Here is a 12,577-nt window from a genome sequence, read left to right as displayed (position 1 = left end):
GGTGCGCAGGGGCGGGCGCCCCCTTGACCGGAGTGGCGACCATGGGCGTGGATTCGGGGGTACATGCCGTGACGCGGCTGATGAACGTTCGGGCCGAAAGGCCTCAAGGGCCCGCGAGGCCGAGAAAAATCCAGGGAGGGGGGCCATGAGACTGCTGCTCGTCGAGGACGACGACCATGTCGCCGCCGCCCTGGCCGCCGTGCTGTCCAAACACGGTTTCGAGGTCAAGCACGCACGTAATGGCGAAGAGGCGCTGCAGGCCCTCCTTCCGGACGACCGCTGTACGAAACCACCCTTCGGAGTGGTCCTGCTCGACCTCGGACTGCCCGACCAGGACGGCTACGAGGTCTGCGGCAAGATCCGCAAGCGCACCGCCACACCGGTGATCATGGTGACCGCCCGCGCCGACGTGCGTTCGCGCATCCACGGGCTCAACCTGGGCGCCGACGACTACGTGGTCAAGCCGTACGACACCGGCGAGCTCATCGCCCGTATCCACGCGGTCATCCGGCGCCCGCCGCCGGGCGCGCGACCCGAGTCGGACGAGGCCGAACTGCGGCTCGGCCGCGTACAGATCGAGCTCCCCACCCGTCAGGTCAGCGTCGATGGCGAGAGCGTCCAGCTGACCCGCAAGGAGTTCGACCTGCTCGCGCTCCTGGCCCAGCGTCCCGGGGTCGTCTTCCGCCGGGAACAGATCATCAGCGAGGTGTGGCGCACCAGTTGGGAAGGGACCGGCCGCACCCTCGAAGTGCATGTCGCCTCCCTGCGCTCCAAACTGCGCATGCCCGCGCTGATCGAGACCGTGCGCGGCGTCGGCTACCGGCTCGTCGCGCCGGCCTCCCTCTGAGGCCCGAGAACCCCGGTGCGCACCCGACTTCTCCCGCTGCTGATCTTCCTGCTCGCGCTCGTCCTGGTCGCGTTCGGCTTCCCGCTCGCCCTGAGCGTGGCCCACGCCCAGCAGCAGCGGGTGGTCGTCGACCGCATCGACGACACCGCACGCTTCGCGGCGCTGGCCCAGTTCGTCACGGCCACCGACGGCAACGACACCAACAGCGCGGAACGGCTGACCACCCTGGAAGAGGAACTCAACCGCTACTCCACCCTGTACGGGATCCACGCGGGCGTCTTCTTCCGCAACGGCACCGCCATGGCGAGCGCCCCCTCGGGCTGGAGCGTGCCCGCCAAGGGCGAGGGATACATGGCCTTCCACGAGGCCCTGGCCGGGCGCCGCAGCCATGATCCGGCCCAGGTGTGGCCGTGGCAGCGCGGCCGCCTCGTGGTGGCCTCACCCGTCGTGCGCGAAGGCGACGTGATCGCGGTCGTCGTCACCGACTCGCCCACCGGGAGCATGCGTTCGGACACTTTGCACGGCTGGCTCCTCATCGCGGCGGGCGAGCTGGCGGCCATGCTGCTCGCGGTCGGCGCCGCGTTCCGGCTGACCGGCTGGGTCCTCAGGCCCGTACGTGTCCTGGACGCCGTTACCCACGACATCGCGACCGGCCGCATGAACTCACGCGTCGCGGCCGCCGGGGGACCCCCGGAACTCAGAAGGCTGGCCCACTCGTTCAACGAGATGGCCGACAACGTCGAAGAGGTGCTTGAGCAGCAGCGCGCCTTCGTCGCCGACGCCTCGCACCAACTGCGCAACCCGCTGTCCGCCCTGCTGCTGCGCATCGAGCTCCTCGCCCTCGAACTCCCCGAAGGGAACGAGGAGATCGCCTCGGTACGCACCGAGGGCAAGCGCCTCGCCCAGGTGCTCGACGACCTTCTGGGCCTGGCGCTCGCCGAACACGCCGCGGCCGACCTCCAGCTCACCGACATCGGGGAACTCGTGGGGGAGCGGGTCGCCGCGTGGCGGCCGCTCGCCGAGGACAAGGGCGTACGGCTCATCGCGGACGGCTCGGCCGCCGCCACCGGCTGGGCGGACCCGGTGGCGCTGTCCAGCGCCCTGGACGCCGTGATCGACAACGCGCTGAAGTTCACCCCCGAAGGCGAGGACGTGCGGGTCACCGTCGCCGTCGACGGCCCCCGGGCCACCGTGACGGTGACCGACCGGGGCCCGGGCCTCACCGACGAGGAACTGGGCCGCATCGGCGACCGCTTCTGGCGCGCGGGCCGCCACCAGAACATCAAGGGCTCCGGCCTCGGCCTCTCCATCTCCCGCGCCCTGCTCGCGGCAGGCGGCGGCACCATCGCCTACGCCCACCACGACCCGCACGGCCTGCGCGTGACCGTGACCGTGCCGCGTACGCAACCGGGGGCGTGAGGGGTGGGGGGCGGCGGGCGGACTTGTGGCCGGCGACCGACGGCCGTCAGCGGGCCCATGGTGACCGCCCATTGACGGCTGACAGATATCAGAGATCAAAGATCAGCGGTCATCATCCGGCCGACGGCCGGCGTCAGGGCTTGACCGACCGGTAGTAGTTCCGCGCCCCGTCATGCAACGGCAGCGGATCCGTATAGATCGCCGTCCGCAGATCCACCAACTGCGCCGCGTGCACCTCACGCCCGATGCGGTCGCGGCTGTTTATCACCGTGCGGGTGAACCCCTCGGTCAGCGCCGCGTCCGTGCGGTCCGTGGTGACCAGCAGGTTCGCCACGGCGATCGTCGGCACCGGGACGCCCCGCTGCGCCTTGGGGTAGGCGTCGGCCGGCATGGTCGCCGCTCGGTAGTAGCCGGTGCTGCCGTCCGCCTTGTGCAGGGCCGACACCAGATCGGCGAGCGGGACCAGGCGGATCGGGTACGCCTCGGACAGCTTGAGGACGGCCGTGGTCGGCAGCCCCCCGGACCAGAAGAACGCGTCGATCTGCTTGTTCCGCAGCAGGTCGGGCATGGTGTCGATGCCCGCGGGGACGGGAGCGATGTCCTTCTGCGGGTTCAGCCCGGCGGCCGGGAGGAGCCGGTCGGCCAGCAGCCGGACCCCGGAGCCCTCCTGCCCGACGGCGACCCGCTTGCCGCGCAGGTCCGCGACCGAGCGCACGGGCGAGTCCTGGGGCACGACCAGCTGCACGTAGTCGTCGTACAGCCGGGCGCAGCCGCGCAGCCGGTCCGCGCCCGGCCTGTCGTCCTTGCGGAATTTGTCGACGGAGTCCGCCGTGGCGATGGTGAAGTCGGAGATGCCGTCGGCCAGGCGCTGGAGGTTCTGCTGTGACCCCTGGCTCGTACGGAGATTGACGTGGACATCCGGCAGATCACTGGCCAGCGCCTGCTGGAGCAGCTCGCCGTACCGCTGGTAGACCCCGGTGCGTACGCCCGTACTGAAGTCGATGTTCCCCGCGGGCGACCGGCCGCCGAACGGCACCAGCCACCACAGGAGCAGCCCGACGGCCACCACGGCGGCCGCGGAGCCCTGCAGGACGCGGCGGCGGCTGAGCCGGGACAGAGCGGGGAGCATGGCTGGATCCTGCCAGTTCATCGCCCGTGAGGACCAGGGGGCGGCGGGCCCCGTACCCTGGTGTACGAGATGAGTGCGAAGACTTACGAGGTGCGCACCTAGGCCTCTGGACATTATGAAACAGCTTGAGACCCTCGTTGATGCAGGTCAGCGGGGGTTTCTGCTGTCTGAGTGCTGTAGGGACTCCAACGGCACTCGGGACCACCGATGACATGTCAGCAACACTCGGACATCGGTTTCCCGTTCTGGAAACTCCCACCCCTTGCCGCCACGGCCCTGCCCCGGAACGATCAGACGCGACCGCAAGGGCCACGGGAAGGGGAATGCTCGTGAAGGTGACCATGCTCGCGACGACATGCGACAAGAAGGACTGCCCCACGATCTACAAGACGGACCGGGGCACGATCCTTGTCCAGGGGGAGGCGCCAAAGGATCACGGGCTCACGATCCCCGCCCACGAGACGCTCGTAGAGATCCCCCTCGACCTCGTCAAGAAGGCGTTTGGTGACCAGCTCGGCGCCTAGGTCCCTCGGGGACCTCTTCGACACCTTCCAGCAGGAAGCGTTCCGACTGGAGACCCTCGACGACTACAGCCGTTCAGGCAACGTGGACGCGTACGAGGCATTCCTCGCAGGGCAGGAACAGCCCGCCGATTACAACGCCGAGTGGCTGGCTGAGGTGCGTACGCACACCGAAGCCGGGCGGCGCATGTACAGGGTCCACGTAGTCACCCGACCACTCACCCCGTATCTGCGGTTCGAGCTCGGGTGGGGGTACCGGACGAACGCGACTGGCGGGGAAGAGTTCTTCATCCTCGACGTGACCGACAAGCCCAACCCTCTGCCTGACGGTGTAGGGGACTATTGGCTCTTCGACTCGACCACAGCCGCACCCATGCACTACGGCCACGACGGGAAGTTCCTCGGGGCGGACGTATTGCCCGACGACCAGGGCGAGCGGTACGTCACCTACCGGGACACCGCCCTTGCTCACTCTGTCCCGTTCGGCGACTGGTGGGCTAGACACGGGGCGTGAACCGTTCAGAGCTTGGCTCGGCGCTGCGGGTACTGCGGGACGCTTCCGGCAAGGAAGCCAAAGCGGTAGCCCGCAGCGCTGTCATGTCTGCCAGCAAACTCAGCAAGATCGAAACGGGGAAGCTCGCACCGAGCGCGGACGACGTTGACCGCATCCTGACCGCCATCGGCGTATCGGATGACGTCAAGGCCGAGTACATGGAGGCTGCGCGAGCGGTGGCCACAGAGGCCACAGCATGGCGCCTGATCCAGCGCGCGGGCCTCCACAAAGCCCAGAGACAGCTCAAAGGCGTCGAAGCCCACATGGCGCTCCTGCGGCTCTTCCAGCCCGCCCTGGTCCCTGGTCTGCTCCAGACACCTGAGTACATGCGAGCGATCCTCTCCCGGCACCAGGACCTGAGCGAGGAGACAGTTCGGCAAACAGTCTCCGCGAGGCTGGAGCGCCAAGAAGTCCTCTACGAGCCAGGGAAGACGCTCCGGTTCGTCATCACTGAGCCAGTGCTTCGCTGGCTCATCGTCCCGCCCATGGTCATGGTCGGGCAGCTCGACCGGCTGATCTCCGTGTCACGGCTGCCGAACGTAGACGTTCGAGTGGTCCCGCTCGATGGCCCCAAGCACGACATCGCCAACCACGCGTTCGTGATCCGGGATGACCGGGCGGTGACGATCGAGACCGTTCACGCGGAAGTCATCGTCACGGACCCCCGTGACGTCGCCCTCTACGTCGCCAAGTTCGAAAGGTTCGCCGACCATTCCGTCGAAGGTGACGATATGCGCGCCCTGCTCGAAAGGCTCCGCAACTGCCTTTTGCAGTAACGGGAAAGCGTCTAGATCCATGTCGCCAGAAGGACGACGCTATCCAGGCGCCAACGGAGCGAGGGGATAGGGCATGACAAGCCTGGCTTATAGCTCGACCGAGCCGTTCAGGTACCCACAACGGCCGGTCACGCTGGATATCGACACCTGGCTGTACGAGTACGAGGAGCACCCCGACTGTGGGGTCTGTGTCGCCCTCGACAAGGAGTGCCGGGAGGCCATCGAGCAGAACAGGCTCAGGGCGGCCTATGAGGCTTCCTCGGAGATCAGGAACGGCCACCCGGAGCACACGTCGAAGGCAGGTGCCTGAGATGGCGGAGTGGCAGGACGGTTGGGACAGGGCAGAGAACGCCACACAAGCACTCAGGGAAGCTCTGGAGGGCATGGGAGCCCCGGAGGACGTCAGGCGTCGCCTCCGGCCCCTAGTGAGCGACAGGGGGACGCCGTGGGTCGATGTGGGCCAGGTACCCGCGCACGTGGCGGAGAGGCTGGCTGAGGTTCTGCGCTCCGTGGAGGAGCTAAGCACCCATGGAAGGTGAGATACCCGCAGCAGGAGACCCCGGGCACTGCCACCCCTGTTGGGAGCAGCAGGAGGAAGAGAAAGCCGAGGAGGAAGCCGCCGACCGCGCACTCTCGCCCGGAGCGTGCCTGTTGCTGGCAGTCGGGGGCGTCACGGTGGTCGGTCTCTGGGGTCCCTTGATGTGGGGCTTGGTGCAGTTGTCATGAACCCCGGAGGGTTCCGGCGGGGTAGGGACGGCGAATCCCTGGGACTTGTCCTGTCGGTGCGCAACGAAGAAACCCCGAACATCAAACGTTCGGGGTTTCTTTGTGAGTTGGGCGGCTCAGAGGAGATCGCGGAAGGGGTTGGCCGAGCGAGCGGGAGGCTTGGGGATGCTTGGCCGGGGCACCGGCTTGGGGTCGGGGGTGGTGGTGACGAGCCGGAGCTGGGGCCGCTTGGGACCGACATTGGTCCGCTTGGGCTGGTTCGTTTCCATTCCGGTCCGCTCAGCCGGCGAGGAATCCTCGGCCAGCCGGAACACGGTGGACGGTCGGCCCGTCTTTCCCTTCTCCTGGCTGACCTGGATGCCGGGCAGCGCCTTCACTTCCTCGGCCGTCGCCCGGCCGACATACGGGAGCACCTGGGACGACGTGGCCTTGCCCCCGTGGAGTTCAATCCGGGCCCGCACCTTGTCCGCCAGGCTGAGCGGCTGCCGCTTGGTGGCTCCGGCAGCCGGGGACTCACCTCCCGTGATGCTCACCGCGTCTTGTACCGAGCGACGCACCAGGGAGAACGCGGCAGCCAAGATGTTCTGGGTAACGACCGTCGAGCACTCGGACGCCGCGAGGCAGGCGGCGACCCTCAGTGTCTGCTCGGCCAGCCGTTCCACGTAGACGGACTGGCTCTCGGGCAGGGCCTCACAGATGATTCGCTGATAGCGGCGAATCGTCTTCCACAGGGGTTTGGTGTCCGGGCCCATCTGAATGGCTCGGGCGCGCGCGGTGGCCCAAGCGTAGGCGTCGGACAGCTCAGTGCCGTCCATGTCGGGCAGGTTCACTGCGTCGTCGTCGAGCATCGGGACCGAGCCGAGCGAGAAGGGCATGAGCCGGTTGTACGAGCCTCCAGCCGCCTCGGCCTGCCCGATGTATTTGGACCAATCCGACGGGGTGAGGTGGACCGAGAGCACCAACGCGGGGTCGCTGACCTCCTGGGCACCCTCCTTGGTCGTATTGCGGAGCGTCGCCCCGTCCCACGCTGCTCGGAGCTTGGCTGTGTACGAGGGGTCACGCTTCACGCGGCGCAGTACCTCGCTGAACTCTTCCTCGGCCAGGAGACAGCGGACGTCGCGGCCCGCCTCGGTCTCCTCGGTCGCCTCGGCCTGCTCCGCAAGGTGATTCACGAGCGACGCACCAGAGGTGATCCCAGACGTGGTGTGGGTGTCCAGGAACCTGCCCAGAGAAGGCCTGAGCACGTGCTGAGCGGCCCGCAGAGCGGTGCCCTTGCCCCGACCTGTTCCTGCGACGAGAGCCGACCACAGAAGCACCGGGCGAGTGTTGCCGCGTGAACTGACCCTGACCGTGCCGCCGATCGCGGCTGACCACAAGCTGAGCATCGTCACGTAGATGCCGATCGGGTCCGCCTCCACGAACGGGGCGATGCGCTCAACGGCCCGGCCGAGCGGCCCGTACATCCGTACCGCACTCATGCCGCAACCGCCTCGGCCACGTTGGCCAGCTTGTATGCATGGCCGACGGCCATGGAGATCCGCCCCCGCTCGGACAGGTTGTAGCCGTTCGCACGCGCCCACTCGCGGACCTTCTGACTCTCGGACTTGGGCTTGGGCAGGTGGGCTGTAGCCATACGCCGGATCTCGGCGTCCTCCTTCTCTCGTCGCTCCTGAGCCCACCGGGCGGACGACTCGGCCAGCCGTTCGTTCTTCTCCGGCTGCCACGTGGCTGCGGCATGCTCCTCGCGCACGGCCTGAGCGTCCTTCTTCACCGGCTCGGGAAGCATGTCCCCGCCCCTGAGGTCACCGGCCCGAACAGCGGCCTTGAACACACCGTTCACAGTGGCGTCCATGCACGGGATGCCACGCTCACGAGCATCACGCAGCTTTGTGACGTTCCGCTCAGCACCAACACCACAGACGATCAACACCGTCGAATCGTCCGCACGGCCAACAACCCGGTAGCCCATGTTCCGCACAGCCTCACGGACGCTGTCCCACTCGTAGCCAGCAACCACACCAGCCACCATCACCGACGGCTGAGCTTCAGGGGCGCCACCCTGATGTTCGTGGACCTGGTGCTCGGTCTCCGCCTGCTCTTCGGGCTGGTCAGCCATGTTGCCGCCGCCGACAACATGAGTCTCGGCAACGTCAGCAGCCTCGGGCGCATCGAGAGCGTCCGCAAGCCAGCCAGCAAAACGCTCACAGTGAAGCGGACACAAATCCCAAGAGCGCGAACCCAACGACAGAACGTCGCTTGCCTCAACATCCGTGCCGTCCTTCTGGAGGCACGCATCGCACACGGTGGAATCAGTGTAGGTAATGACCTGAATCGTCTTGCGCATCGCTTCTCAATCACTCTCAGGTGGCACATGAAGACTGGCGAGGAATCAGCCGGAGCGTCGCTCAAACAGCATTCCTGGCGACTCGAAGAAACCGAGCCAACGAGAGTGATTGAAGCACGACCAAACAAGTCTCGGCGAATCGATTCATAGTTTTGTGACCGACCCCACTCGAAACGGCTACCCAGGGGCAGATATTTCAGTCACGGCAAGTTGAGATCCGATTACTCAAGCTCCTGACCTGCGAAGATGCGCCCAAGTTGGGCCCTGTTGGCGATCCTTCAGGCACGGGGGTAACACCTAATTCGTTTCTTCTAAAACCCCGTCGGGGACGCTGTTCTGAGCCCGTGTACGAATCTGGAGTTTTCGGAAACAGACAAATGAAAGAAAGCCCCCAGGCTCCTTTTCGGAACCTGGGGGTTCAACCTCTACACGTTTCAGCTCTTAAGCGTGGCGGTGGCCTTGACGCTGATGGGGGTCGGGTCCTTCCAGATGACCTTGGCCTTCTGGATGCCGGGGGTCGGCTTCGAGTCGTCAAAAGTGCCGTCATCCTTCACGGTGTCCAGGTCGGGGAACCGGACGATGCGACCGCCGTACAGGGACAGGGTGTCGATGTAGTCAGCCCGGTAGTCCTCGCTCTGACCCTGGCGGAATCCCGAGAATGCCTGAGCGAAAGTCGCGAAGTCAGGGTGACCGGCCACAATGTCAACATCCTTGGGCATGGCCGTTGTGGTCAGCAAGGTGAATCCCGCCAGCTTGGCCACGATGCCGTTCTTGGTCACTCCGTCTTCGCCGTAGGCGGCGGCATTCGCAAGCATCGGGTGCTGAAGCAGGTACCGCTTCACCTTCGGCCCCACCACAGCGTACCTCTGACCATCGTTCGGAACGTCCTTTTCGTCAAGAGCAAGCATCGCGTCCAGGATCGCATTGTAAAGAACCTCGGCGGTCTGCTGGCCACCGTGGTTAATGGCTGTGACATCAGGCAGTGCAGTCGCGCTGTTCGCAATAACAGTCCCCATGAACAGGTCAGTCTGACGTGCCATAGCCCGGATCATCTGGCTATTCACCGGAGCCGCAAGAGAGCCAGCCGCCTGAGCCTGCTCAGCATCTTCAAGAAGAATCTTGATGTACTTAGCCTCACTGATTTCCAGCGGCTGGGAAATGGTCTCCGGCCTCTGGGCAATCATCGCCTTATTGAACTCGTAGTCGTTAACCGTGATGCTAGACAGGGCATTGACGTGCACCACATCACCCTTGGCTGCAAAGCTGCCGCTGAAGGAGCGGTTCGAGGCGATACGAGACGCCCATACGAGCAGCGGATCAAAGCGGGTGATAAGTTCAGAGTCGAAACTCTCCGGTACGTAGCTATGAGTGGCAGGGTTCTGGTAAGTGAAAGTCATGTTTCCTCCTAGTGGTTAAGCGCGATTGCGTGCGTCAAGGGACGGGGAAGTGCGAGCTTCGCCTGTCATTCCAATTCCGACCTGTTGCGAGAATGAGGGCCGAGCCGGCCCGAGCCCGCTAACGAATGAACTGATGGCGGTCGGATCGATCTCACCTGATGTATTGATGAATGCGTCGTGCCTGATCGCATTCAGGAGAGCTTCCGGAAGATCGGCACCAGCCGCCGCCGCAGCTGCCTTGACTTCCGCTTTGGCCAGGCGGGCGCAGAGGTCGGCGGGAATCGCCTGAGATGTCTCCTGGGCGGGTTGGTGGCTCGCGGGCTCTGCGGGTGGCTCAGTGGCCAGTGTGGGCTCACTCAGGCCGTCAGGCATGGTTGCGCTCCCGGATGTCATTGACGTGCTTCACGATGCGATCGGTGCGCACTCGCTCACGGGCATGCTCCGTGGTCCTGATCGTTTCTCCTTCGCCGGGGATTTCTCGGCGGGCCGATTCGGCCACAACAATTGCCGCATGCTCGAATTCGTCCTTGGTCTGAGCCAGGATCGAGCGGAGCGGTATTCGGAGGTGGTGGAAGATCCGTACGGAATCTTCGAGCGAGGGTGAACGGGTCCCGTCTTCCCATCGGTAGATGGTTGTTGCTGTAACCCCCATGAGGGAGGCCAGGGTGTCAATGGAGATGCCGAGCTTGATCCGTCGGGACTTGGCCCGCTTTCGGTCGTAGATCATCAGGATTCCTTTCAGGGCTTTACCGGTCGGTGAACTGTCGAGCAAAAAAGAAGACGAGCCCCCGCCAGACTCGGGGACTCGTCAAGAACTCTCACTTACTAAGAAGGTGTAACAAGAGCGGATTCGCAACATTCGGCAAGGGTGATCTCTACCACTCGGGTAATTTATCGAGCTGAGCGTGCTCTCACTTAATAAGAAGGTGTCCAGCCACCCGAGACATACCATTCAAGCCGAGTGGCTTTAGTCACACGGGCAACCTTCGAAAGATATTGGGCAGTCAGGGAAGCCTGTAGGTGTGAAAAAGGGGCCGCCCGAAAAGGGGCGACCCCAAACATAACAATGTTCAGTTATTTCAAGAAGGGATTTCATTGGTGGCTGATGGAACGGGGGCTCTCGCTGGCGCTATGCTCCCGAGAGCGTCGAAGTAGGCTCCCCAGCTCGCATGCGTGGTCGGCTCATTCCGGGACGGCCAAACCGCCTGTGGGGCGGTTCTCTTCTCTTGGTCAAGGTTGGATTCCTTGAATCCCTTGGTTGTCTCCGGGCAGCCCGGAGGGGTGTCCTTCAGGTGATCCGGAGGGGTGGCCATCGGACGGTCCGGAGGGGTGGCGCTACGGGCCACCGGGACGGGTTGGGTTGGCCCCGACTTCAAGGTGTGACCGCCGCGCTTCCGCTTCGGCGCCGAGCACTCATCGGCCGGCCGCCTCCTTGTGCGACAGCACGTTGGGTACACGATCTTGCGTACCGTCGTCGCTCCCGGACGCTCCTCGCTGACGAGCCACCCGGCTTGCTCGGCTTGCTTCAACTTGTCCCGGATGCTGGTCTTCCCAACTCCGAGAAACCCGGCGAGCGCCGTCACGCCGATGGTGATGGAGGCGAACCCTCCGGCCTCCTTGAACCGCTTGTCGTCCCAGTCGCCCGACTCGGCCATGACCGCCAGTGTGGCGCTCACCGACCATTCGAGCTGGTTGCAGCCGTGGACGATCTGGCGGAACCGCTTGACCTCCTTGAACTTGAAGTCGTCGGTCACCGGCAGCTCCCGCAAAGCGGCAATCCGCAGGAGGGGCAGTGCAGGTCGGCCGGGCTCATCACGCAGCCTCCTGCTCATCAAACCAACGCTCCAGATCCGCGGGACGGCATCGCAGGCCCTGCCCGACCTTCCGGAACGGGATCTGCCGCTCGCGCCAGTTGTCGTACACCCACGCCTTGCGGACTCCCAGGAACGCGGCCACCTCGGGCACACCGAGAGTCGGTCGGTTCGTCGTCATGCGTTGCTCCGTGCTGTTGTTCGCGGCTGACCTGTCTCGTCAGCGACCGGGCGGATGCCCCGGCCGGACCGCACGCCCCTTGTAGGTGGAGAGCGGTTTCGACTTGCCGCGTGTGTGCTGTGGAGGTGTCAAGGCGTGGCCGGTCCAGCGCGGCAGCCTGGGAGGGCTGTCCCAGCCATCCGGAACACCCACCAACGTACACCCATACATGACGACACTGGGGGTAAGCCTCTGGGGGTGCTACGGTGAGGGCGTGAACGAAGATCAAGGAGAAGTCCTCATCGAGCAGCGTCACGGCGCCTGGCTCGTCCAGATGTGGTGGCCGCGCGACCAGCTCACCGGCGGCCCCAAGAAGCTCACAGTCGTCCCCGTCGCCGACGCCCCAGCCGCTGACATCGCGCGTGGCCTGTCCAGCACAGTCCTGCGTCAGATCGACACGGTCAGCGCGACGGCACACGTCGCCGAGATCGCCCCCAACATCGGGCGCGTGCGCGAGTACGCCGAGGGCATCGCAGCCCTGCGCCGCTCCCTGCGCCACCTGCTCGCCACCGAGGGCGTCTCAGACCTGTATCTGTCGCTTCTGGCGAGCGCGTACCACCTGTTCACACTCCAGGGGAAGCGGGGCATCGTCGCCGAACTCGCCGAGATGACTGAGCGCACCCCCGAGACGATCAAGGGGCATCTGAAGCAGGCGCGCAGGCGCGGTCTCCTGACCACGGTGGCAGGCAAGGCGGGGGGTGAACTCACCGGCAAAGCAAAGGGAATCCTGGCGCAGCACGACGCCCCTAACGGCACTACCGACTAGCAAACCAACCCCCGCAACGCCGCCGCCTGCCAGCGGTACGGAGCCACCAGGGACGAGGCTCCCGGCAC

The 12,577-nt window shown here is 65.4% G+C and carries 14 protein-coding genes; 7 read left to right on the top strand and 7 right to left on the bottom strand.

The window, feature by feature from the left end:
- Positions 1-145 precede the first annotated feature (145 nt).
- Together ACWC2B_RS28595 and ACWC2B_RS28590 are read left to right on the top strand one after the other, a co-directional pair.
- Positions 146-847: a response regulator transcription factor gene (locus ACWC2B_RS28595; protein WP_450721529.1), complete on the top strand. Its 702-nt coding sequence runs from the start codon at positions 146-148 to the stop codon at positions 845-847.
- 15 nt (positions 848-862) lie between these two features.
- Positions 863-2,266 carry an ATP-binding protein gene (locus tag ACWC2B_RS28590; protein WP_450721527.1) on the top strand — a complete coding sequence of 468 codons (1,404 nt, stop codon included), beginning with the start codon at positions 863-865 and terminating at the stop codon, positions 2,264-2,266.
- 133 nt (positions 2,267-2,399) lie between these two features.
- On the opposite strand, the gene ACWC2B_RS28585 is transcribed toward ACWC2B_RS28590, so the two are convergent.
- On the bottom strand, positions 2,400-3,395 hold the full coding sequence (locus ACWC2B_RS28585; RefSeq protein ID WP_450721525.1) for a TAXI family TRAP transporter solute-binding subunit: 996 nt from the start codon (positions 3,393-3,395) through the stop codon (positions 2,400-2,402).
- Between the two features lie 329 nt (positions 3,396-3,724).
- On the opposite strand from ACWC2B_RS28585, the gene ACWC2B_RS28580 reads away from it, so the two are divergent.
- The 4 genes from ACWC2B_RS28580 (at position 3,725) to ACWC2B_RS28565 (ending at position 5,555) form a co-directional block, all read left to right on the top strand.
- Complete coding sequence (locus ACWC2B_RS28580) at positions 3,725-3,919, top strand: hypothetical protein (RefSeq protein ID WP_450721523.1); 195 nt, start codon at positions 3,725-3,727, stop codon at positions 3,917-3,919.
- Positions 3,900-4,430 carry a DUF6879 family protein gene (locus ACWC2B_RS28575; protein ID WP_450721521.1) on the top strand — a complete coding sequence of 177 codons (531 nt, stop codon included), beginning with the start codon at positions 3,900-3,902 and terminating at the stop codon, positions 4,428-4,430. The genes ACWC2B_RS28580 and ACWC2B_RS28575 overlap by 20 nt, the downstream gene beginning before the upstream one ends.
- Positions 4,427-5,245 carry a helix-turn-helix domain-containing protein gene (locus tag ACWC2B_RS28570; protein ID WP_450721519.1) on the top strand — a complete coding sequence of 273 codons (819 nt, stop codon included), beginning with the start codon at positions 4,427-4,429 and terminating at the stop codon, positions 5,243-5,245. Before ACWC2B_RS28575 ends, ACWC2B_RS28570 begins: the two co-directional genes overlap by 4 nt.
- Before the next feature lie 73 nt (positions 5,246-5,318).
- Entirely contained in the window at positions 5,319-5,555 is a 237-nt protein-coding gene (locus ACWC2B_RS28565) for a hypothetical protein (RefSeq protein WP_450721517.1), read from the top strand.
- A 532-nt stretch (positions 5,556-6,087) separates the two neighbouring features.
- Here ACWC2B_RS28565 and ACWC2B_RS28560 read toward each other — a convergent pair.
- The 6 genes from ACWC2B_RS28560 to ACWC2B_RS28535 form a co-directional block, all read right to left on the bottom strand.
- Positions 6,088-7,449: a DUF3987 domain-containing protein gene (locus ACWC2B_RS28560; protein WP_450721515.1), complete on the bottom strand. Its 1,362-nt coding sequence runs from the start codon at positions 7,447-7,449 to the stop codon at positions 6,088-6,090.
- On the bottom strand, positions 7,446-8,315 hold the full coding sequence (locus tag ACWC2B_RS28555) for an Lsr2 family DNA-binding protein (RefSeq protein ID WP_450721513.1): 870 nt from the start codon (positions 8,313-8,315) through the stop codon (positions 7,446-7,448). The genes ACWC2B_RS28560 and ACWC2B_RS28555 overlap by 4 nt, the downstream gene beginning before the upstream one ends.
- Before the next feature lie 434 nt (positions 8,316-8,749).
- Positions 8,750-9,712, bottom strand: a complete 963-nt coding sequence (locus ACWC2B_RS28550) for a phage capsid protein (RefSeq protein ID WP_450721511.1) — start codon at positions 9,710-9,712, stop codon at positions 8,750-8,752.
- A gap of 364 nt (positions 9,713-10,076) precedes the next feature.
- Complete coding sequence (locus ACWC2B_RS28545; RefSeq protein WP_450721509.1) at positions 10,077-10,439, bottom strand: helix-turn-helix domain-containing protein; 363 nt, start codon at positions 10,437-10,439, stop codon at positions 10,077-10,079.
- A gap of 352 nt (positions 10,440-10,791) precedes the next feature.
- Positions 10,792-11,466: a hypothetical protein gene (locus ACWC2B_RS28540; RefSeq protein ID WP_450721507.1), complete on the bottom strand. Its 675-nt coding sequence runs from the start codon at positions 11,464-11,466 to the stop codon at positions 10,792-10,794.
- A 58-nt stretch (positions 11,467-11,524) separates the two neighbouring features.
- A complete protein-coding gene (locus ACWC2B_RS28535; protein ID WP_450721505.1) occupies positions 11,525-11,704 on the bottom strand; it encodes a helix-turn-helix domain-containing protein in 180 nt (59 codons plus the stop codon).
- Positions 11,705-11,957: 253 nt separating this feature from the next.
- Here ACWC2B_RS28535 and ACWC2B_RS28530 point away from each other — a divergent pair, with 253 nt between their 5' ends.
- Entirely contained in the window at positions 11,958-12,509 is a 552-nt protein-coding gene (locus ACWC2B_RS28530) for a hypothetical protein (protein ID WP_450721503.1), read from the top strand.
- The last annotated feature ends 68 nt before the right edge of the window (positions 12,510-12,577 follow it).

Source organism: Streptomyces sp. NPDC001415, assembly GCF_053597395.1.
The sequence above is the reverse complement of the archived record's forward strand: the minus strand, read 5'-3'. Positions and strand labels throughout refer to the sequence as shown.

Excerpts from the sequence above, each read along its gene's own strand:
- ACWC2B_RS28595 (WP_450721529.1), top strand. The coding sequence starts at position 146 with ATGAGACTGCTGCTCGTCGAGGACGACGACCATGTCGCCGCCGCCCTG.
- ACWC2B_RS28585 (WP_450721525.1), bottom strand. The coding sequence starts at position 3,395 with ATGCTCCCCGCTCTGTCCCGGCTCAGCCGCCGCCGCGTCCTGCAGGGC.
- ACWC2B_RS28565 (WP_450721517.1), top strand. The coding sequence starts at position 5,319 with ATGACAAGCCTGGCTTATAGCTCGACCGAGCCGTTCAGGTACCCACAA.
- ACWC2B_RS28560 (WP_450721515.1), bottom strand. The coding sequence starts at position 7,449 with ATGAGTGCGGTACGGATGTACGGGCCGCTCGGCCGGGCCGTTGAGCGC.
- ACWC2B_RS28555 (WP_450721513.1), bottom strand. The coding sequence starts at position 8,315 with ATGCGCAAGACGATTCAGGTCATTACCTACACTGATTCCACCGTGTGC.
- ACWC2B_RS28550 (WP_450721511.1), bottom strand. The coding sequence starts at position 9,712 with ATGACTTTCACTTACCAGAACCCTGCCACTCATAGCTACGTACCGGAG.
- ACWC2B_RS28545 (WP_450721509.1), bottom strand. The coding sequence starts at position 10,439 with ATGATCTACGACCGAAAGCGGGCCAAGTCCCGACGGATCAAGCTCGGC.
- ACWC2B_RS28535 (WP_450721505.1), bottom strand. The coding sequence starts at position 11,704 with ATGACGACGAACCGACCGACTCTCGGTGTGCCCGAGGTGGCCGCGTTC.